Genomic DNA, 21,571 nt, shown 5'->3' with positions numbered 1-21,571 from the left:
AGTCAGCTATTCCGCGAGGTGTTTTGGCATGAATATGCCAAAATCCCGAGACATACAAGTCAAAATCCCATCGCCAAAGGCGATTTTTAATGGATTTTGACTCGTAACTGTGAAGGTACTGAACAGTTACAAATACTGCCAGTCAATAATAACACTATTATACCATATAAATTTTTAGTTGTGTAAATATCTGCCCGGAAATTCGGATTTCCATTCTTAAAGTGATTGTGCTATAATGTTTGCAAAAAGCTGGTTTTTAACTTGCCAGAAACTAGTGTGCCAGAGCTTTTTTCAAACACGCTCTAAAGAAACAGCAACGCATTATATAACAAATCCAGGTAAAGGAGAACAAATAATGGCTGAATCAATGAAAGATTACGAAACAGAACTGGAAGCTTCTTTTAAGAAAATTGAAGAAGGAGATATTCTTACAGGAACTGTGATCAGTGTAGATGAAAAAGAGGTTGTAATTGACCTTAAATATTATGCAGAGGGAATCATTCCGGCAGAAGATTACAGCAGAGAACCGGGATTTTCATTAAAAGAAGAAGTTCACGTGGGAGATGAAGTTTCTGCAACGGTTGTAAGAAAAGATGATGGAAACGGAAATATTCTTCTTTCCAGAGTGGAGGCAGCAGATGTAGAGGCATGGGATAAACTGAAAGAGTTAAAGGATTCCAAAGAAGTTATCGATGTAGTAGTAAAGGGAATCGTAAACGGCGGTGTGATCGCATATGTAGAAGGCGTGCGTGGATTTATTCCCGCATCAAAGCTTGCGTTAAACTATGTAGAGGATACAAATGAATATCTGAATAAACCAATTCAGGTTCAGGTTTTTGATATTGATAAAGAAAAAGGCAGATTAATTCTTTCTGCAAAGGAAATATTAAGAGAGAAAGCAGAAGAAGAGAAAAAAACAAAAATCTCCAATGTACAGGTAGGTCTTGTAACGGAAGGTGTGGTTGAGAGTCTGCAGCCTTATGGCGCTTTCGTAGACCTTGGAAATGGTTTATCAGGACTTGTACACATTTCTCAGATCTGTGAGAAAAGAATCAAGAAACCATCTGAAGTTCTGACAGTCGGAGACAAAGTAAAAGTCAAAGTAACTGCTGTTAAAGATGGAAAATTAAGCCTGAGTATCAAAGAAGCTACGGATATGATGGCTAAGGAGATCGAAGAAGAGGTGATCGAACTTCCGGATTCCAAGGAAGAAGCATCCACTTCTCTTGCGTCTCTTTTTGCAAACATTAAGTTAAACTAAATTGCAACGGGTCAGTATCTTCACAGTTAGTGGACGGCTGAATCATTACACTAAAATTTATAATTGAGGTTAAAATCTGTATGAGAAATCAGGAAAAAATATTTGTAATAGGTCATAAGAATCCCGATACGGATTCTATCTGTTCAGCAATCGCCTATGCGGACATCAAAAACAGGACTTCTCAGAAAGTAAAATATATTCCGAAACGTGCAGGACAGATTAATGAAGAAACAGAATATGTATTAAACCGTTTTGGAATGCAGCCACCTGGATATCTGTCTAATATCGGAACTCAGGTAAAGGATATGGATATCCGTATGAGTCCGGATGCAGACAAGAGTATGTCCCTGAAGAATGCGTGGGATCTGATGATGGAGAAGAGTATCGTATCTCTCCCGATCAGAGATAAAGACGGGCAGCTGGAAGGTCTGATCACTATCGGCGATATCGCCAAGACTTATATGGATACAACGGACAGCTATCTGTTATCCAGAGCAAGAACACAGTACAGAAGAATTGCCGAGACAATTGCAGGTACTGTGATAGAGGGAAATGAGCATGGATATTTTACAAAGGGAAAAGTTCTGGTAGGAACAGCAAATCCGGAAATGCTCAAAGCCTATATTGAAGAAGATGACTTGCTCATCATGGGAGACAGAGAAGAGGATCATCTTCAGGCAATTGCACAGAACGTAAGCTGTATTATCGTTGGAATGGGAATTGAAGTCAGTGAGAAAGTAATTAAACTTGCTCATGAAAAAGAAATCGCGATCATTATGTCTCCGTACGATACATTTACAATTGCGAGACTGATCAACCAGAGTATTCCGGTAAGATATATCATGAAAACAGATAATCTGGTTACATTTAACACAGAAGATTTCACCGATGATATTCAGAATGAGATGATCAAACATCGTCATCGTGCATTCCCTGTAATCAATAAAAAGGGAAAATGTATCGGAACGATTTCCCGAAGAAACTTCCTGGATATGCACAAGAAGAAAGTTGCACTTGTGGATCATAATGAGAAAGACCAGGCGGTAGATAATATTGATAAGGCAGAGATTGTAGAGATCATTGACCATCATAAACTTGGTTCTTTAGAGACAATGGTACCAATCTCTTTCAGAAATCAGCCGGTTGGATGTACGGCAACGATTCTGTATGAAATGTATGGCGAACAGAAGCTTGAAATTTCACCGACCATCGCCGGACTTCTCTGCGCTGCGATTATTTCAGATACTTTGATGTTCCGTTCACCGACCTGCACTTTATCAGATAAAATGGCAGCAGGTGCGTTGGCATTAATTGCAGGAATCGATATTGAAAAATTTGCCAGAGAAATGTTTAAGGCAGGAAGTAACCTCAAAGATAAATCTCCGGAAGAGATTTTCTATCAGGATTACAAGAAGTTTATCGCAGAAGACGAGATCAACTTTGGTGTTGGACAGATCAGTTCTATGGACAGCGACGAGCTGGTAGAAATAAAGGAACGACTGGTTCCGTTTATGGTCAGCGAGTGTGGTCGCCATGGAGTTACCCGCGTATTCTTTATGCTTACTAATATTATTGAGGAGTCTACTGAACTTCTTTATTATGGTGAGGGCAGTGAAGAAATGGCGCGTATCGCATTTCACATGGAACCGAAGGATGGTGTCTTTGACCTGAAAGGTGTAGTTTCACGTAAGAAACAGCTGATTCCGGCACTTATGGAAGCTGCACAGGCGGGACAGAATGACTACAGCTGATAAGTGGTGAATTATCGTGTGTTAACAATAAAACAGTTAAGGAATATAGAATGGCAAAAGAGACTTGGAAAGCAGGAAATATGCTTTATCCTCTTCCGGCAGTTATGGTAAGTGTTTCTGACGGAGAGGGTAATGATAATATTATTACAGTTGCATGGGCAGGGACTGTGTGTACCAATCCGCCCATGGTATCCATTTCCGTAAGACCATCCCGTTTTTCTTATGATATGATCAGAAAAACAGGGGAATTTGTAATAAACCTGACAACGGAGAAGCTGGCATATGCTACAGATTATTGTGGTGTACGTTCCGGCCGGGATGTTGATAAGTTTAAGGAAATGAGGCTTACAAAGGAAAAGGCAGAATTTATTAAAGCACCGATGATCGCCGAATCTCCGGTAAGTATTGAGTGCAGAGTGAAACAGGTTCTGGAGTTAGGCTCTCATCATATGTTTCTGGCAGATGTACTTGCAGTCCATGCAGATCCGGAATATATGGATGAGAAGAAGAAATTTCATCTCAATGATGCGAAGCCGCTGGTATATTCCCATGGTGAATATCTGGGAATCGGAAAGAAACTGGGAACCTTTGGTTACAGCGTAAAAAAGAAGAAAAAATCTTCCGGTAAAAAACGATAAAAGTATGGTAAAATGAAAGGACATAAACATGAATAATGTGACATTAATAGGAATGCCCGGCTCAGGGAAAAGTACAATAGGAGTTATTCTTGCAAAAGCTTTGAGATATGAGTTTCTGGACTCTGATCTTCTGATTCAGAAAGAGGAGAAAAGAAAACTTTCTGAAATCATAGCGCAGGACGGGCCGGAACGTTTTATGGAAATAGAGAATCGTGTTAATGTAGCTATTCATGTGACAGATACAGTGATTGCGCCTGGCGGAAGTGTTATTTACTGCGAGGAAGCAATGGAGCATCTGAAATCCATAGGTAAAGTTATTTATCTTAAATTATCTCTGGAAGCTTTATCCAAAAGACTTGGAGATCTTAAGGGACGTGGAGTTCTGCTTAAGGATGGACAAAGCCTGAAAGACTTATACGAAGAACGAGTACCTTTATACGAAAAATATGCAGATATTACCATTGATGAGGATGGGAAAGATTTGGATGAAAGTCTCAGAGCAATTCTGGAGATAATACATATCAAAGAGCAGGGAAAGTGATTATTACAGGTCCTGAAGCAGATAGTGGTAAATAATTTTTGTTTACAAATGTTAAATATATGTTATAATATACAACTGACTTTAAAATAAGATGATCGTTTAGTATAAACATATATTCATTTGAAATAAAATGTACGTTGTTATAAAACCCGCAAAAAAGCTGTTTTTGTATGGAGTAAGATGTACTTAATTCTGCTCGTGGAGTGAAAATAATTATAGAGGTGTGATATGGAACAGTATGTTATTAAAGGAGGCAACCCTTTAGTTGGTGAGGTTGAGATTGCCGGTGCCAAGAATGCGGCACTTGCTATTCTTGCAGCAGCCATAATGACTGATGAGACGATTCTTATAGAGAATCTGCCGGATGTAAGGGATATCAATGTATTGCTTGAAGCAATCGCTGGTATTGGAGCACAGGTAGACCGTATTGATAAATCTACTGTAAAGATTAACGGATCTACAATTGGAGATGTAAGTGTTGATTATGAATATATCAAGAAGATCAGAGCTTCCTACTATCTGCTGGGAGCACTTCTTGGTAAGTACAAACATGCAGAAGTACCGCTTCCGGGCGGATGCAATATCGGAAGCCGTCCGATCGATCAGCATCTGAAGGGATTCAGAGCACTTGGTGCTGAGGTTGATATCATGCATGGCGCGATCGTTGCAAAAGCAGATGAACTTCATGGAAGCCATATTTTCCTTGATGTTGTTTCTGTTGGTGCAACAATCAATATTATGATGGCAGCATCACTGGCTCCGGGACGTACTATCCTGGAAAACGCAGCCAGAGAGCCGCATGTAGTAGATGTTGCAAACTTCTTAAACAGCATGGGAGCTAATATTAAGGGTGCAGGAACTGATGTTATCCGTATTAAAGGCGTAGAGAAACTTCACCGTACAGAATATTCTATTATTCCGGATCAGATTGAAGCTGGTACATTTATGTTTGCGGCAGCAGCAACTGGCGGAGATATTACAGTTAAGAACGTAATCCCGAAACACTTAGAGGCAACCACTGCTAAGCTTGAGGAAATCGGATGCGAAGTTGAAGAATTTGATGATGCAGTTCGTGTACGTTCTACAGGCAGACTTCATCGTACTCATGTAAAAACTCTCCCATACCCGGGATATCCGACAGATATGCAGCCACAGATCGCTGTAACACTGGCGCTTGCAGAAGGTACCAGTATTGTAACGGAGAGCATTTTTGAGAACAGATTTAAATATGCGGATGAACTTTCACGTATGGGAGCTAACATCAAGGTTGAAGGTAATTCAGCAATTATTGATGGAGTGAAGAAGCTTACTGGTGCAAGAGTAAGTGCTCCTGATCTTCGTGCCGGTGCAGCTCTTGTAATTGCAGGTCTTGCAGCAGATGGAATCACTATTGTTGATGATATTGTTTATATCCAGAGAGGATATGAGAATTTCGAAGAGAAGCTCAGATCCCTTGGCGCTGAGATCGAGAGAGTATCCAGTGAGAAAGAAATCCAGAAATTCCGTTTAAGAGTGGGATGATAAAAAATACCAAAAAAATAGCTTGACAATTATCGATGTTAAGTATATTGTATGGTGTGCAGCAATATTAATGAAAGTTAATAATTAGTAATAGCCTTTTATTCAGAGTGGTGGAGATACAAAGGATCTGCGAAGCCACGGCAACCCCTTTAGTGGAGGAAGGTGCCAACCTGAGCGAGTGATCGAACAATAAGAGGATTGTTGAGATAATCAGACAGTCCGATTACTTCGGGCTGTTTCTTTTTGTTAACACATAGAAAAAAGGAGAATACAATGGAGAAAATTTTATTTACTTCTGAATCTGTAACTGAAGGCCATCCGGATAAAATGTGCGATGCCATTTCCGACGCCGTTCTTGATGCAATCATGGAACAGGATCCAATGGGACGTGTTGCATGCGAAACAGCTACAACAACAGGTCTTGTACTGGTAATGGGGGAAATCACAACAACTGCAAATATCGATATTCAGCAGATCGTAAGAGATACTGTTCGTGAGATTGGATATGACCGTGGTAAATATGGATTTGACGCAGATACATGTGCAGTTATCACAGCTCTGGATAAACAGTCTGCAGATATCGCTCTTGGTGTAGATAAAGCACTGGAAGCTAAGATGGGTGAAGATGAGATCAACGCTATCGGAGCCGGAGATCAGGGTATCCAGTTTGGTTACGCATCAAACGAAACAGAAGAATATATGCCATATGCAATCAACATGGCACATAAACTTGCACGTCAGCTGACAAAAGTTCGTAAAGACGGTACATTAACTTACTTAAGACCAGATGGAAAAACTCAGGTTACAGTTGAATATGATGAAGCTGGAAAACCTTTCCGTATCGATACTGTTGTATGCTCTACACAGCATGATCCGGATGTAACTCAGGAGCAGATTCATGAAGATATCAAGAAATATGTATTTGATGAGATTATCCCGGCAGATATGGTAGATGAGAATACACAGTACTTCATCAACCCGACAGGACGTTTCGTAATCGGCGGACCTCACGGTGACAGTGGACTTACAGGACGTAAGATCATTGTTGATACATATGGTGGAGCTGGTCGTCACGGCGGCGGAGCTTTCTCCGGAAAAGACTGCACAAAGGTTGACCGTTCTGCAGCATATGCTGCACGTTATGTTGCAAAGAATATCGTTGCAGCAGGTCTTGCAGATAAATGTGAGATTCAGCTTTCCTATGCAATCGGTGTTGCTCATCCGACATCTATCCACGTAGAAACATTTGGAACAGGCAAACTTTCTGATACAAAACTGGTTGAGATTATTCGTGAGAACTTTGACCTTCGTCCGGCTGGAATCATTAAGATGCTTGACCTGAGAAGACCGATTTACAAACAGACAGCTGCTTACGGACACTTTGGTCGTACAGATGTAGATCTTCCATGGGAACATCTTGACAAGGTTGATGATCTTAAGAAATATCTTGCATAATTGATAGCAGGGAAGATATTGCAGCAACTGTGAAAATACAGTTGTGAGAAAATTGAAATACAAAAAAGAGGAAACAGGAATTATCTGTAAATATCTGACAGATGATTCCTGTTCTTTTTATAGAAAATTTAGATATGGCAAAGAGACTTTATGATATAATATTTTTAAGCTGTCCGGATTGGATAAGGCTGCTGTTTTGTGCCTTGTAATGGAAATGGGAAACTTGTTTGATCCGGTTAAATAAAAAAGATAAAGGATGATTCAAATGAAGTTAAAGACAAGGATCATAGTGGGGTTCGGCATGAGCATTCTGGTTCCGCTGCTTTTATTTTCAGCAACTTTATATGGATTAAGCCATACGAAATTTGCGCAGCAGGCAAAGAATTCTTCAGAGGTTGTGTATGATATTTCTGTTGGAGAATCAGCCAACAGCCAGACTCAGGTAAAATTGATAGCCAAAGATGTATTATTTACGGCGACGGTAATTCTGGTTTTTACATCTTTGTCGATAGGGTTGTGGATATACAGAAGCATTGCAACACCACTGGTAAAATTAAAGAAAGCGACTCAGAATATCAAAGAGGGAAATCTGGACTTCGTTCTGGAAGTAGAGGGAGATGACGAATTCTCAGAGCTTTGCAGAGATTTTGAAGAGATGAGAAAACGGCTGAAAGAGTCGGCAGAAGAGAAAGTTCTTTTGGATAAAGAGAACAAGGAACTGATCAGTAATATTTCCCACGATCTTAAAACACCTATCACCGCAGTGAAAGGATATGTAGAAGGCATTATGGATGGGGTGGCAGACACTCCGGAGAAAATGAATCGTTATGTAAAGACCATCTATAACAAGACGAATGAGATGGATCATCTGATTAACGAGCTGACCTTTTATTCCAAGATTGATACAAACAGAATTCCATATACATTCAGTAAACTGAATGTAGAGGATTATTTCAGCGACTGTGCGGAAGAAACAGGACTGGAACTGGAAACAAGAGGAATAGAACTGGTATATGCGAATTATGTGGAGAGTGGCGTACAGGTAATCGCAGATGGTGAACAGATCCGTCGTGTAATCCATAACATTATCAGTAATGCCATCAAATATATGGATAAACCGAAGGGAATCATTCAGATTCGTGTTAAAGACGTAGGTGATTTCATACAGGTTGAGATAGAGGATAATGGAAAAGGAATAGCTGCAAAAGATCTTACATCTATTTTTGACCGTTTTTACAGAACGGATGTGTCGAGAAATTCTTCCAAGGGTGGAAGCGGAATCGGACTTTCCATTGTAAAGAAAATTCTTGAGGATCATGGTGGAAAGGTCTGGGCTACAAGCAGACTTGGAATTGGCACGATTATGTATTTTGTACTTAGAAAGTATCAGGAGGTACCAATGAAATGAGCAGGATTTTAATCATAGAAGATGAAGAAGCAATCGCAGATCTGGAGAAAGACTATCTGGAACTGTCCGGATTTGAGGTTGAGATTTGTAACAGAGGAGATACAGGGCTGACTAAGGCGCTGAATGAGGAATTTGATCTGATCATTCTGGATCTGATGTTGCCGGAAGTGGATGGCTTTGATATCTGCAGACAGGTGCGCCAGGAGAAAAATACACCAATTATTATGGTGTCTGCAAAGAAAGATGATATAGATAAGATTAGAGGTCTGGGGCTTGGCGCAGATGACTATATGACAAAACCGTTTAGCCCGAGTGAGCTGGTAGCCAGAGTCAAGGCACATATGGACAGATATAATCGTCTGATCGGATCAAATGTGAGAAAGAATGATATTGTGGAGATTCGAGGCATTAAGATTGACAAGACTGCACGCCGTGTATGGGTGAACGGAGAGGAGACAACCTTTACATCCAAAGAGTATGATCTTCTTACATTCCTTGCAGAGAATCCTAACAGAGTATTTACTAAAGAAGAACTGTTCAGAGAAATCTGGGATATGGAATCAGTGGGAGACATTGCAACAGTTACTGTTCACATTAAAAAAATTCGTGAAAAAATCGAATTTAATACGGCCAAACCGCAGTATATTGAGACAATCTGGGGGGTTGGTTACAGATTTAAAGTATAAGAAAGGAAGAAAATGGAAAGATTATATAAAAAATTAGAAAGTTATGGGCAGTCGGATTATTATCCATTTCATATGCCGGGACATAAGCGAAATAAGGCATCCTCAGCAGGAGAGTTTCCTTTTGAGAGAGACATTACGGAGATTTCCGGGTTTGATAATCTTCATCATGCAGAAGGAATCCTGAAGGAAGCACAGGAATATGCAGCTAAGATTTATGGGACAAAGAAATGTTTTTTTAGTGTAAATGGAAGCACAGCTGCACTTCTGGCAGCAGTCAGTGCAAGCGTAAGTAAAGGTGGCAGGATACTTGTGGCAAGAAACTGTCATAAAGCAGTTTATCATGCATTGTACTTAAGAGAATTACAGCCTGTCTATATTTATCCACACGAAGATCACCGGCTGGGGATAAACGGAGGGATTTCTGCCGAGCGTGTGGAAAGATATCTGGAAGAAAATCCGGATGTACAGGCATTTCTGCTGACATCTCCTACATATGACGGAATTGTGTCTGATATAAAGGCGATTGCAGAAGTGGTGCATAGACATGAGATTCCACTGATTGTGGATGAAGCACATGGTGCACATTTTCATTTTTCAGATTATTTTCCGGTTTCGGCGGCAGATCTGGGAGCAGATATCGTCATTCAGAGTTTTCACAAAACGCTTCCATCTATGACACAGACGGCGGTGATTCATATATGCAGTGACATGGCAGATGTGGAGAAAATCAGAAGATTTATGGGCATTTATCAGACCAGCAGTCCTTCTTATATTCTGATGGCAAGCATGGATGCGTGTATGGATAAATTAAAAAAAGATGGGCAGCAGATGTTTCGGGAATTTACCTTTAATCTGGAACAAGCTAGGCAGAGACTGTCAAATTGTGAAAAGATAAGGCTGATCGAAGCCTCTATGATTAAGGGAACCGGAATCTATGATTTTGACAGATCGAAGCTTCTCTTTTCAACAGTGGGAACTTCAATTAATGGACATCAGCTTCACGAGATGCTTCGCGACAGATTTCATATTGAGATGGAAATGGAAGCGGAGAAATATGCGCTGGGGATTGCGGCAGTTGGAGATACCAAAGAGGGATTTGAAAGATTATGTGATGCGATTGAACAGATTGATACAGAGACAGAATTCGTAGCTTCAGCGGAGGAATCCCAGGAGACTGTTTCTTATGCGAGAATGAAGCAGCTTATGAGTATTTCCCAGGCAATGGATGCACAGCAGAGAAGATATCCTCTGGAAGAGAGTATTGGAAAGGTCAGTGCAGAGTTTGCTTACCTGTATCCGCCGGGAATCCCGATTATTGTGCCGGGAGAGCAGATAACTGGACAATTCGTACGAAATGTGAGAAGATACATGGAACAGGGACTGGAAGTGCAGGGGCTTAGTGATACATCTGCTGAGACGATCTGCGTGGCGGCCCGAAATGAATCGGGACAGGAAGATGACAGTCCGGCAAAGGAATAAAATAGCAGACATGGGAAAGATTTTTTACATTATGGGAAAAAGTGCGTCCGGAAAAGACAGAATTTATTCACTTCTGGCCGCACATAAGGAACTGAATTTAAAGACATTGGTCCTGTATACGACACGCCCTATCAGGGCAGGGGAACAGGATGGGAAGAATTACTACTTTGTAGATGATAAGAAACTGAAAGAATTTCGCAGAAACGGAAATCTGATCGAGGCGAGAGCATATCATACCGTTCACGGAATCTGGACATATTTTACCGCAGATGACGGACAGGTGGACCTGACTGGTTCTGATTACCTTGGTATTGGAACGCTGGAATCCTTTAAGAAAATGCGTAAATATTATGGGGATGATGCGGTCTGCCCTGTTTATATCCAGGTAGAAGATGGCGAAAGACTTAGCCGCGCTCTTAAGAGGGAGCGTGAGCAGGCAAATCCGAAATACGAGGAAATGTGCAGACGGTTTATTGCGGACCAGTCGGATTTCTCAGAGGAGAACATTCTCCGGGCCGGAATATGGAAACGTTTTCAGAATATAGATCTCGACGAATGTGTGAAAGAAATCGTAAATTATATAAAATCTATGCAATAGATCTTCTTTTATGGTATAATATCTTACAAAACGGACTGGTGAGGTGATTCTTATGATGGGATTTAACAACATTATCGGACATGATGAGATTATCGGACATTTAAAAAATGCAATAGATGCGGGAAAAATATCGCATTCTTATATTTTTACCGGCGAACCAGGTTCTGGTAAGAAACTTCTTGCAGGAACTTTTGCGGCTACACTCCAATGCGAAGCCGGCGGTACAGAACCGTGTCAGAAATGTGATTCCTGTAAGAAAGCTATGGGCAAGAATCATCCGGATATTATTATGGTTACACATGAGAAACCGGGAACGATCACAATTGATGAGATCAGGGATCAGGTGATTCATGATGTGGATATCAGGCCATATTATAGTCCCTACAAGATTTATATTATTGCAGATGCAGATCTTATGACACCGCAGGCACAGAATGCTCTTCTTAAAACAATTGAGGAGCCGCCGGAATATGCAGTGATCATGTTATTGACGAATAATATAGGTGGACTGCTGCCAACGATTCAGTCAAGATGTGTTCGTCTTGACCTGAAGGTAGTAGATGATGGTCTTGTGAAGAAATACCTGATGGAACATCTTCATGTTCCTGACTATCAGGCAGAGATTGATGCGTCTTTTGCACAGGGAAGTATCGGAAGAGCAAAGGAAGCCGCCACTTCCCGGGAATTTGCAGAGATGACTCAGAATGCACTGAGAATCCTTAAATATGCAAATACCATGGAAGTTTATGAACTGTCAGATGCGATCAAGAGCCTTTCAGGAGAGAAACAGAACATTAATGATTATCTGGATATTTTCCAGTTCTGGTTCAGAGATGTCCTGATGTTCAAGGCAACACAGGAAGTTGATAATCTGGTATTTAAGCAGGAAATTAATTTTATCAGAGAACAGGCGAAACAGCGTTCCTATGAGAATCTGGAGAAAATCCTGGATTCCATTCAGAAGACAAAGGTACGTCTGAAAGCAAATGTTAATTTTGACCTGGCATTTGAATTACTGTTCCTGACGATCAGGGAGAAATAGAATGACAAAAGTAGTAGGCGTAAGATTTCGTAATGTAGGCAAGATTTATTATTTCAGCCCTAAGGATTACGAGATTAAAACTGGCGATCATGTGATCGTGGAGACTGCCCGTGGAATAGAGTACGGGAAAGTTGTACTTGCACCGAGGGAAGTAGGTGAGGAAGATGTTGTTCATCCTCTCAAAGAAGTACTCCGCGTAGCGACAAAGGAGGACGATGAGCGAGAGGCACAGAACAGAGTCAGAGAGAGAGAAGCGTTTAAAATCTGTCAGAAGAAGATTCGTGAGCATGGTCTGGAGATGAAGCTGATAGATGCGGAATATACATTTGATAACAATAAAGTATTGTTTTATTTTACGGCAGACGGCAGAATTGATTTCCGTCAGCTTGTAAAGGATCTCGCAGCAATTTTCAAAACACGTATTGAACTTCGACAGATCGGTGTTCGTGATGAAACGAAGATTCTTGGTGGAATCGGTATATGTGGAAGATGTTTGTGCTGCCATACTTATCTTTCAGAATTTGCACCGGTATCTATTAAGATGGCGAAAGAGCAGAATCTGTCTCTTAACCAGACAAAGATTTCCGGAGTATGTGGAAGATTAATGTGCTGTCTGAAGAATGAGCAGGAAACATATGAGGAACTGAATAAGAAACTTCCGGGACTGGGCGATTCTGTCACAACTCCGGATGGACTTACAGGAACTGTACACAGTGTGAACGTACTTCGTCAGCGTGTAAAGGTAATCGTTGAGATTAATGACGAGAAAGAGATTCAGGAATTTCCGGTGGATGAACTGAAATTCCGTCCGAGAAAGAAGAAAGTCAAAGTCTCAGACAAAGAATTAAAGGAACTTGGAAATCTGGAAGACAAAAAAGGAGATCCCAAATTAAATGACTGATCAGCTGGTAAAAGATAACGAACGCGTAGATGATCTTCAAAACGGATATTATGTGATTCAGGATCCGGATAAATTCTGTTTTGGAATGGATGCGGTTCTTCTTTCCGGCTTTGCAAAAGTGAAAAAAGGTGAGATTGCTCTGGACATGGGAACAGGAACAGGAATTATTCCGATTCTGCTCAAGGCTAAAACAAGTGGAAAACATTTCACAGGTCTTGAGATTCAGCAGGAATGTGCAGATATGGCCGGACGCAGTGTCATGTATAATCACCTGGAGAACGATGTTGATATCGTGCAGGGAGATATTAAAGAGGCTGCTGAGATTTTTGGGGCGGCCTCTTTTGATGTAGTGACAAGCAATCCACCTTATATGATTGGACAGCACGGACTAAGAAACCCGGATATGCCAAAGGCAATCGCCAGACATGAAGTATTATGTAATTTGGAAGATGTGGTAAGTCAGGCAGCAAAAGTTCTGAAAGAGCGTGGGAGATTTTATATGGTGCACAGACCATTTCGGCTTGCAGAGATTATGAATGTTCTTACAAAATACCGCCTGGAGCCGAAAAGAATGCAGCTGGTGTATCCATACATAGACAGAGAGCCGAATATGGTTCTGATTGAGGCATTAAAAGGCGGAAATTCCAGAGTGACAGTGGAGCCGCCGTTGATCGTATATAAAGAGCCGGGAGTTTATACGGAGAATATCCTGAAGATTTATGATATGATCTGATGAACAGGAATTGTGGAAAAATCGTAATTGTTTAGTTGATTTACAGTTACGAAAAAACATTATCGGCAAAGTAATATGAGAGGAATAAATTATGAGTGGTAAATTGTATTTGTGCGCAACACCCATAGGAAACCTGGAGGATATCACACTCCGGGTACTTCGCACATTAAAAGAAGTGGACCTTATTGCAGCAGAAGATACCAGAAACAGTATCAAACTGCTGAATCATTTTGATATAAAGACGCCTATGACCAGCTATCATGAATATAACAAAATCGACAAGGCATATGTACTGATCAACAAAATGCAGGAAGGCCAGAATATCGCATTGATCACAGATGCAGGAACACCTGGTATTTCTGATCCGGGAGAAGAACTGGCTGCGATGTGTTATGAGGCTGGAATCGAGGTAACATCACTTCCTGGACCTGCTGCCTGTATTACAGCACTGACATTGTCCGGGCTACCAACGAGAAGATTTGCTTTTGAAGCTTTTCTGCCGGCAGATAAGAAAGAACGAAAACAGATTCTGGAAGAACTGAAGAATGAAACGAGAACCATTATTCTCTACGAAGCACCACACAGACTGGTAAGGACTCTGGAGGAACTGAAAGAAACGTTGGGAAACCGCAGGATGACGCTTTGCAGAGAACTGACAAAGAAACATGAAACTGCTTTTCATTCTACGATTGATGATCTGATTCTGTATTATCAGACGGAGAAACCACTGGGTGAATGTGTTCTGGTAATCGAAGGCAGAAACAGAAAAGAAATGGAAGAAGAACAGAAAGCTTCCTGGGAAAAAATAACGATAGAAGAACATATGGAACTATACGAAAACAAAGGCCATTCCAGAAAAGAAGCCATGAAACTGGTGGCAAATGACAGAGGTATGACGAAGAGAGATGTTTATCAGTATCTCATTAACAATTCGGATAAATAAAAAGCAAAAACCACAGAAGAATTTATAGGAGAATTCCCGTTAGCGGGGATTCTTTTTATATAATTTGTAGCAAGAAACAGGCTTTTGTGCTATAATAAATTTGTATTATTATGTCCAAATACCAGAATATATTTGAAAACCTGTTTAGTTACTGAGAATGAAGTGAACAGTAACCCAGTTTATGGTTTCTTGCGGAAATTAACCCGCAAGGGTTTTCAGATATATTCTGGTGATAACTATATATAACAGGAGGAAAGAAATGGGCGGAGAAAATACAGAATACGGAGCGGATCAAATCCAGATTCTGGAAGGTTTGGAAGCCGTACGAAAGAGACCAGGTATGTATATCGGAAGTACATCCAGCAGAGGTCTTCATCATCTGGTTTATGAGATCGTAGACAATGCAGTTGACGAAGCACTTGCTGGATTTTGTACGGAGATTCAGGTAGTTATTAATCCGGATAATTCTATCACAGTCGTAGATAACGGACGTGGTATTCCGGTAGGTATCAATCATAAAGCAGGAATTCCTGCTGTCGAAGTAGTATTCACCATTCTTCATGCCGGTGGTAAGTTCGGCGGTGGAGGGTACAAGGTTTCAGGTGGTCTTCATGGAGTAGGTGCATCTGTAGTAAACGCACTTTCTACCTGGCTGGAAGTAAAAATTTACCATGAAGGTAAAATTTATCAGCAGCGTTATGAGCGTGGTAAAACAATGTATCCTTTGAAAGTTGTAGGAGATTGTGAGCCGGATAAATCAGGAACGACTGTTGTATTCCTGCCGGATAAAGAAATCTTTGAGGAAACAGTATATGACTACGATATCCTGAAACAGCGTCTGAGAGAGATGGCGTTTTTGACAAAAGGACTGAGAATCTGTCTGAAAGATACCAGAGAAGGAATGGAAAGAGAGAAAGTTTTCCATTACGAAGGTGGTATCCGTGAGTTTGTAAGCTATCTTAACAGAAGTAAAGAGGCACTGTATCCGGAGATCATTTACTGTGAAGGGCAGCAGAACGGTGTATCTGTAGAAGTTGCCATGCAGCACAATGACTCTTATACCGAGAACTGCTATGGATTTGTAAATAACATTAATACACCTGAGGGCGGTACTCATATTGTAGGTTTCAGAAATGCTCTGACTAAAACGTTCAATGATTATGCAAGAAAGAATAAATTGCTCAAAGACAGCGAACCGAACTTGAGTGGTGATGACATCCGAGAGGGTCTGACTGCTATTGTCAGTGTTAAGATTGAGAATCCTCAGTTTGAGGGACAGACAAAACAGAAACTTGGAAACAGCGAAGCAAGAGGTGCTGTTGACAGCGTGGTAAGCAGACAGCTTGAAATCTTTCTTGAACAGAATCCGACAGTAGCGAAAGCTACCGTAGAGAAATCTGTCCTTGCACAGAGAGCACGTGAGGCTGCACGTAAGGCTCGTGATCTCACCAGAAGAAAATCAGCACTTGATAATATGTCACTTCCTGGAAAACTTGCTGACTGTTCAGACAAGAATCCGGAGAACTGCGAAATTTACATCGTAGAGGGAGATTCCGCCGGTGGTTCTGCAAAGACAGCCAGAAATCGTGTAACACAGGCGATTCTTCCACTGAGAGGTAAGATCCTGAATGTAGAGAAAGCACGTCTGGACAAGATTTATGCAAATGCTGAGATTAAAGCAATGATCACAGCTTTCGGAACAGGTATCCATGATGACTTTGATATCAGTAAGCTTAGATATCACAAGATCATTATCATGACTGATGCCGATGTCGATGGTGCACATATCGCGACTTTACTGCTGACTTTCCTGTATCGTTTTATGCCGGAACTTATCAAACAGGGCTATGTATACCTTGCTCAGCCACCGTTATATAAGATTGAAAAGAACAAGAAAGTATGGTATGCATACGATGATGATGAGCTGAATCAGATTCTGACAGATATCGGTCGTGACGGAAATAACAAGATTCAGCGATACAAAGGTCTTGGAGAGATGGATGCAGACCAGCTTTGGGAGACAACTATGGATCCGGAGAAGAGAATTCTTCTCAAGGTTACCATGGATGAAGCAGCAACTTCTGAGATAGACCTGACATTTACTACACTGATGGGTGATAAAGTAGAGCCAAGACGTGAATTTATTGAAGAGAATGCAAGATTTGTAAAGAATCTGGATATCTGATAATAGGGAGAATAGATAAATGGAAGATAATATTTTTGACAAAGTCCACGAGGTGGATCTGGAAAAGACCATGAAGGACTCTTACATTGACTATGCAATGAGCGTTATCGCTTCCAGAGCATTGCCGGATGTAAGAGATGGTCTGAAACCGGTTCAGCGTCGTGTATTGTATTCCATGATAGAGTTGAATAATGGTCCTGACAAGCCACATCGTAAATGTGCGCGTATTGTCGGTGATACAATGGGTAAATATCACCCACATGGTGACAGTTCTATTTATGGTGCACTTGTAAATATGGCACAGGAATGGTCTACCAGATATCCGCTGGTAGACGGACATGGAAACTTTGGTTCTGTAGACGGTGACGGGGCAGCAGCCATGCGATACACAGAGGCACGTCTGAGCAAGATTTCCATGGAAATGCTGGCAGATATCAACAAAGATACAGTTGATTTCCAGCCAAACTTCGATGAGACAGAGAGAGAGCCTGTTGTTCTGCCATCCCGTTATCCAAATCTTCTGGTAAACGGAACTTCCGGTATTGCGGTAGGTATGGCAACCAATATTCCGCCTCATAATCTGAGAGAAGTTATAGATGCTGTTGTCAAAATCATTGATAACACGATTGAAGAACAGAGAGAAACCACTATGGAGGAAATCCTGGACATCGTAAAAGGTCCTGATTTCCCAACTGGTGCCACGATTCTTGGCAGAAGAGGAATTGAAGAGGCATACAGAACAGGACGTGGAAAGATCCGTGTACGTGCGGTAACAAATATTGAGACTCTTCCAAACGGAAAATCCAGAATTATCGTTACAGAGCTTCCATACCTCGTAAACAAAGCGCGTCTTATCTCAAAAATCGCAGACCTTGTAAGAGATAAAAAGATTGATGGAATCACAGACCTTAACGACCATTCCAGCCGTGAAGGCATGAGAATCTGTATTGATCTGCGAAAAGATGCAAATGCGAACGTAGTTCTGAATTTACTGTACAAGCATACACAGCTGCAGGATACTTTTGGCGTAAATATGCTTTCTCTTATTCCAAATAACGGAAGTCTTGAACCAAAAGTGTTAAACCTGAAGGAAATGCTGGAATACTACCTGGCTCACCAGGAAGATGTAGTGACCAGAAGAACAAAATATGATCTGAATAAGGCAAGAGAACGTGCTCATATCTTAGAGGGTCTGCTGAAAGCTCTTGACAATATTGATGAAGTAATCCGTATTATCAGAGCTTCTCAGAATGTACAGATCGCAAAACAGGAATTAATGGAGCGTTTCGAGCTGACGGATGTTCAGGCTCAGGCAATCGTAGATATGCGTCTGCGTGCTCTGACAGGTCTGGAAAGAGAGAAACTGGAAGCAGAGTATGCTGACTTAATGGAAAAAATCCGCAAATACGAAGCAATTCTTGCTGACAGAAATCTTCTGCTTCGCGTGATTCGTGAAGAAATTCTCGCAATCGCAGAGAAATATGGAGATGAGAGAAAGACTGCCATTGGATTTGACGTATATGATATCTCTACAGAGGATCTGATTCCAAGAGAGAATACAGTGATCACAATGACTAAACTGGGATATATCAAGAGAATGACAGTAGATAATTTCAGAAGTCAGAACAGAGGTGGAAGAGGAATCAAGGGAATGCAGACTCTTGAAGACGATTACATTGAAGAACTTCTGATGACGACCACACATCATTATCTGATGTTCTTCACAAATACAGGACGAGTATACCGTCTGAAAGCATATGAGATTCCTGAGGCAGGACGTACCGCAAGAGGAACAGCAATCATTAATCTTTTACAGCTTATGCCGGGTGAATTTATCACAGCAGTGATCCCAATCCGTAAGTTTGATGAGGGAAGTTATCTGATGATGGCTACAAAGAACGGCCTTGTGAAGAAAACTCCGACTGAGGACTATGCAAATGTCCGTAAGACAGGACTGGCAGCGATTACTTTGCGCGATGATGATGAGCTGATCGAAGTCAAATTAACTGATGATAAGAAAGATATTATTCTTGTTACAAAGAATGGCCAGTGTATCCGTTTCAAAGAGACAGATGTAAGAAGCACCGGAAGGACTTCCATGGGCGTACGAGGCATGAACCTTGATGATGGCGATGAAGTTGTCTCCATGCAGCTGAATTCTCAGGGAGACTGTCTGCTTATCGTATCTGCTAATGGTATGGGTAAACGTACTTCTATGGGTGAATTTACCTGCCAGAATCGTGGCGGAAAAGGTGTGAAGTGTTATAAGATCACAGAGAAAACCGGTGATGTAATTGGTGCGAGAGCTGTAAATGAGGATAACGAAGTAATGCTGATCACGACAGAAGGCATTATTATCAGAATTGCATGCTCCGATATTTCCATTCTTGGAAGAATCACATCAGGTGTAAAACTGATTAATCTTACAGAGGGTGTAACTGTAGCCAGCGTAGCCAAAGTAAGGGATAAAGAAGAGAAAGACCAGAATACACAGCTGGCAACTGGAGAGAAAATTTCAGAAGCTGTATCAGCTGTAACAGAAGAAACTGATCAGGATGCACAGGGTGAGAACAGAGGAGAAGAGGAATAACCATGAAAAAATGGTATAGATATCTTGTAGCGGGAGTGTTGGTATTACTGACACTCTGCGTGGCAGGATGCGGAGGTGTAAGTCATAAATCACCGGAAAAAGTAACAGAGGAACTGATACAGTCCTATGTTGATGGAAAAGAAAGCAAAGTAAAAGACTGCTATAATCAGAAAGATAATACCGAAGCAGATCTTCAGACAGAAATTACAGCAACGCTCAATTACTTTAAAGCACATAATCCAAAGAAAGTATCTGTTCAGAACTGTGAGATTCTTTCAGAGAATGATAAGTATGCATATGTATATATTACATATAATCTGGTTCTGGAGGATGACCAGGAGTATCCATGTGTAGGGACCTATATGGTAGGTAAACAGGATAAAACATATTATATCATGGCTCCATCTCAGATCACAGATGATATGAGAACTCAGGCTGCGACAGAGTATGCCAAATTTATGAAAACAGATTCATATAAGACATATACAAAAGCATACGAGACATTTATCAAGAAGAATCCGGGATATGAAGATAAGATTTCGGAAAAAATAGGATCATAATATATCGAGGACAAAAAATGAAAAGAATATTATTTATGGTATTGAGAAATCTTTTCTTTGTTCCATATGGATGGTTCAAGTTGTGCTGGTATGCGTCACATGTGGACCGCTATACAGAAGAGGAAAGATATAAGCTTCTACAACAGGTAGACCACAGAGCAATACGGGGAGGAAACCTGATCATTGATGCACATGGAGTAGAGAACATACCAAAAAAAAATGGATTTATGTTCTTTCCAAATCATCAGGGATTGTTTGACGTACTTGCAATCATACAAGTATGCCCGGTGCCATTCTCTGTAGTTGCCAAGAAGGAACTTACGGATGTTCCGTTTCTGAAACAGGTATTTGCATGCATGAAAGCTTTTATGATCGATCGTGAGGATGTAAAACAGTCTATGCAGGTGATTCTTCAGGTTATCAAAGAGGTAAAGGAAGGACGCAACTATCTGATCTTTGCAGAGGGAACCAGAAGCAAAGATGGAAATCATCCGCAGGAATTTAAAGGCGGGAGCTTTAAAGCTGCAACAAAATCAAAATGTCCGATCGTGCCGGTCGCATTGATCGATTCTTTTAAAGCATTTGATACAGGCTCTGTTAAGAAGCTGACTGTACAGGTGCATTTTCTGGAACCAATATATTATGAAGAATACAAGGATATGAAAACAACAGAAATTGCATCAGAGGTAAAAAGACGTATCGAAGAAACCATAGCCAGATATGCCTGAAATGGCGTATTTATGCTGGAAAATAGTTATGATTCGCTATAGAATCAATGACGAAAAGAAGTTGAAAATAAAAAATATGAAAAAAAACAAAAAAACCTGTTGACAAAACAGGTTTTTTTACATATAATTACAAATGCGCTTCGGGAAGTTCCAAAGTGCATTCGAATTTAATATTGAACTATTAGTTCGGAGTCTGGAGAAGTACTCAAGAGGCCGAAGAGGTGCCCCTGCTAAGGGTATAGGTCGCTAACGCGGCGCGAGGGTTCAAATCCCTCCTTCTCCGCTTTATTTTTTTGAAAAAATGTTTTTTAAAAAAATAAAAAAAGATGTTGACAAACGCTTGAGACTATGATAAAGTAAACAAGCTGTCAACGGACAGCAAATCGGTTGAAAAAAAGATTTGAAAAAACTTAAAAAAGTTCTTGACAAATCAAAAACAACATGATAAAATAAACAAGCTGTCGTAAGACAGACAACCTTGATAACTAAACAGTGAAACACATACGATTCTCGAAAATTCTTTACATTTTTAAGAACGGTTGAATAAACCA

18 protein-coding genes, 1 tRNA gene and 1 riboswitch are annotated in these 21,571 nt (G+C 40.7%); all 19 genes read left to right on the top strand.

Annotated elements, in window-relative coordinates; genetic code table 11:
• Positions 1–355 precede the first annotated feature (355 nt).
• Entirely contained in the window at positions 356–1,261 is a 906-nt protein-coding gene (locus WKT11_RS13540) for a S1 RNA-binding domain-containing protein (protein WP_117676565.1), read from the top strand.
• An 80-nt stretch (positions 1,262–1,341) separates the two neighbouring features.
• Positions 1,342–3,012 (top strand): putative manganese-dependent inorganic diphosphatase, encoded by a 1,671-nt coding sequence (locus tag WKT11_RS13535; RefSeq protein ID WP_117676564.1) that lies wholly within the window; start codon positions 1,342–1,344, stop codon positions 3,010–3,012.
• Positions 3,013–3,062: 50 nt separating this feature from the next.
• Positions 3,063–3,650 carry a flavin reductase family protein gene (locus WKT11_RS13530; protein WP_117676563.1) on the top strand — a complete coding sequence of 196 codons (588 nt, stop codon included), beginning with the start codon at positions 3,063–3,065 and terminating at the stop codon, positions 3,648–3,650.
• 28 nt (positions 3,651–3,678) lie between these two features.
• Complete coding sequence (locus WKT11_RS13525; RefSeq protein ID WP_117676562.1) at positions 3,679–4,191, top strand: shikimate kinase; 513 nt, start codon at positions 3,679–3,681, stop codon at positions 4,189–4,191.
• Between the two features lie 228 nt (positions 4,192–4,419).
• Complete coding sequence (locus WKT11_RS13520; RefSeq protein WP_117676561.1) at positions 4,420–5,712, top strand: UDP-N-acetylglucosamine 1-carboxyvinyltransferase; 1,293 nt, start codon at positions 4,420–4,422, stop codon at positions 5,710–5,712.
• 95 nt (positions 5,713–5,807) lie between these two features.
• Positions 5,808–5,908: riboswitch (SAM riboswitch) on the top strand.
• Between the two features lie 77 nt (positions 5,909–5,985).
• Positions 5,986–7,167 (top strand): methionine adenosyltransferase, encoded by a 1,182-nt coding sequence (gene metK / locus WKT11_RS13515; protein ID WP_117676560.1) that lies wholly within the window; start codon positions 5,986–5,988, stop codon positions 7,165–7,167.
• Positions 7,168–7,426: 259 nt separating this feature from the next.
• Positions 7,427–8,575: a sensor histidine kinase gene (locus WKT11_RS13510; protein ID WP_445291948.1), complete on the top strand. Its 1,149-nt coding sequence runs from the start codon at positions 7,427–7,429 to the stop codon at positions 8,573–8,575.
• Positions 8,572–9,261, top strand: a complete 690-nt coding sequence (locus tag WKT11_RS13505) for a response regulator transcription factor (protein ID WP_117676558.1) — start codon at positions 8,572–8,574, stop codon at positions 9,259–9,261. The genes WKT11_RS13510 and WKT11_RS13505 overlap by 4 nt, the downstream gene beginning before the upstream one ends.
• Before the next feature lie 12 nt (positions 9,262–9,273).
• A complete protein-coding gene (locus tag WKT11_RS13500) occupies positions 9,274–10,740 on the top strand; it encodes an aminotransferase class I/II-fold pyridoxal phosphate-dependent enzyme (protein WP_118516814.1) in 1,467 nt (488 codons plus the stop codon).
• Between the two features lie 10 nt (positions 10,741–10,750).
• Positions 10,751–11,338 carry a guanylate kinase gene (locus WKT11_RS13495; protein ID WP_117676556.1) on the top strand — a complete coding sequence of 196 codons (588 nt, stop codon included), beginning with the start codon at positions 10,751–10,753 and terminating at the stop codon, positions 11,336–11,338.
• 52 nt (positions 11,339–11,390) lie between these two features.
• Positions 11,391–12,380: a DNA polymerase III subunit delta' gene (gene holB, locus WKT11_RS13490; RefSeq protein WP_117845294.1), complete on the top strand. Its 990-nt coding sequence runs from the start codon at positions 11,391–11,393 to the stop codon at positions 12,378–12,380.
• Position 12,381: 1 nt separating this feature from the next.
• The gene (locus WKT11_RS13485; RefSeq protein WP_117845293.1) at positions 12,382–13,281 is read left to right on the top strand and encodes a PSP1 domain-containing protein; all 900 of its coding nucleotides are present in this window, start codon (positions 12,382–12,384) and stop codon (positions 13,279–13,281) included.
• Positions 13,274–14,014, top strand: a complete 741-nt coding sequence (locus WKT11_RS13480) for a tRNA1(Val) (adenine(37)-N6)-methyltransferase (RefSeq protein ID WP_117845292.1) — start codon at positions 13,274–13,276, stop codon at positions 14,012–14,014. The genes WKT11_RS13485 and WKT11_RS13480 overlap by 8 nt, the downstream gene beginning before the upstream one ends.
• A 91-nt stretch (positions 14,015–14,105) precedes the next feature.
• Positions 14,106–14,957, top strand: a complete 852-nt coding sequence (rsmI, locus tag WKT11_RS13475) for a 16S rRNA (cytidine(1402)-2'-O)-methyltransferase (protein WP_117845291.1) — start codon at positions 14,106–14,108, stop codon at positions 14,955–14,957.
• Positions 14,958–15,216: 259 nt separating this feature from the next.
• On the top strand, positions 15,217–17,142 hold the full coding sequence (gene gyrB, locus WKT11_RS13470) for a DNA topoisomerase (ATP-hydrolyzing) subunit B (protein ID WP_117676551.1): 1,926 nt from the start codon (positions 15,217–15,219) through the stop codon (positions 17,140–17,142).
• A 19-nt stretch (positions 17,143–17,161) separates the two neighbouring features.
• The gene (gene gyrA, locus WKT11_RS13465) at positions 17,162–19,732 is read left to right on the top strand and encodes a DNA gyrase subunit A (protein ID WP_118411363.1); all 2,571 of its coding nucleotides are present in this window, start codon (positions 17,162–17,164) and stop codon (positions 19,730–19,732) included.
• 2 nt (positions 19,733–19,734) lie between these two features.
• Complete coding sequence (locus tag WKT11_RS13460) at positions 19,735–20,292, top strand: hypothetical protein (protein ID WP_117676549.1); 558 nt, start codon at positions 19,735–19,737, stop codon at positions 20,290–20,292.
• Between the two features lie 17 nt (positions 20,293–20,309).
• Positions 20,310–21,020, top strand: coding sequence for a lysophospholipid acyltransferase family protein (locus WKT11_RS13455; RefSeq protein ID WP_117845287.1), 711 nt, complete (start codon positions 20,310–20,312; stop codon positions 21,018–21,020).
• A gap of 195 nt (positions 21,021–21,215) precedes the next feature.
• A tRNA-Ser gene (locus tag WKT11_RS13450) sits at positions 21,216–21,303 on the top strand.
• Positions 21,304–21,571 lie beyond the last annotated feature (268 nt).

This window comes from Blautia sp. HCN-1074 (assembly GCF_037890165.1).
Lineage (GTDB): Bacteria > Bacillota > Clostridia > Lachnospirales > Lachnospiraceae > Blautia_A.
This window is presented reverse-complemented; position numbering and strand designations above follow the sequence as displayed.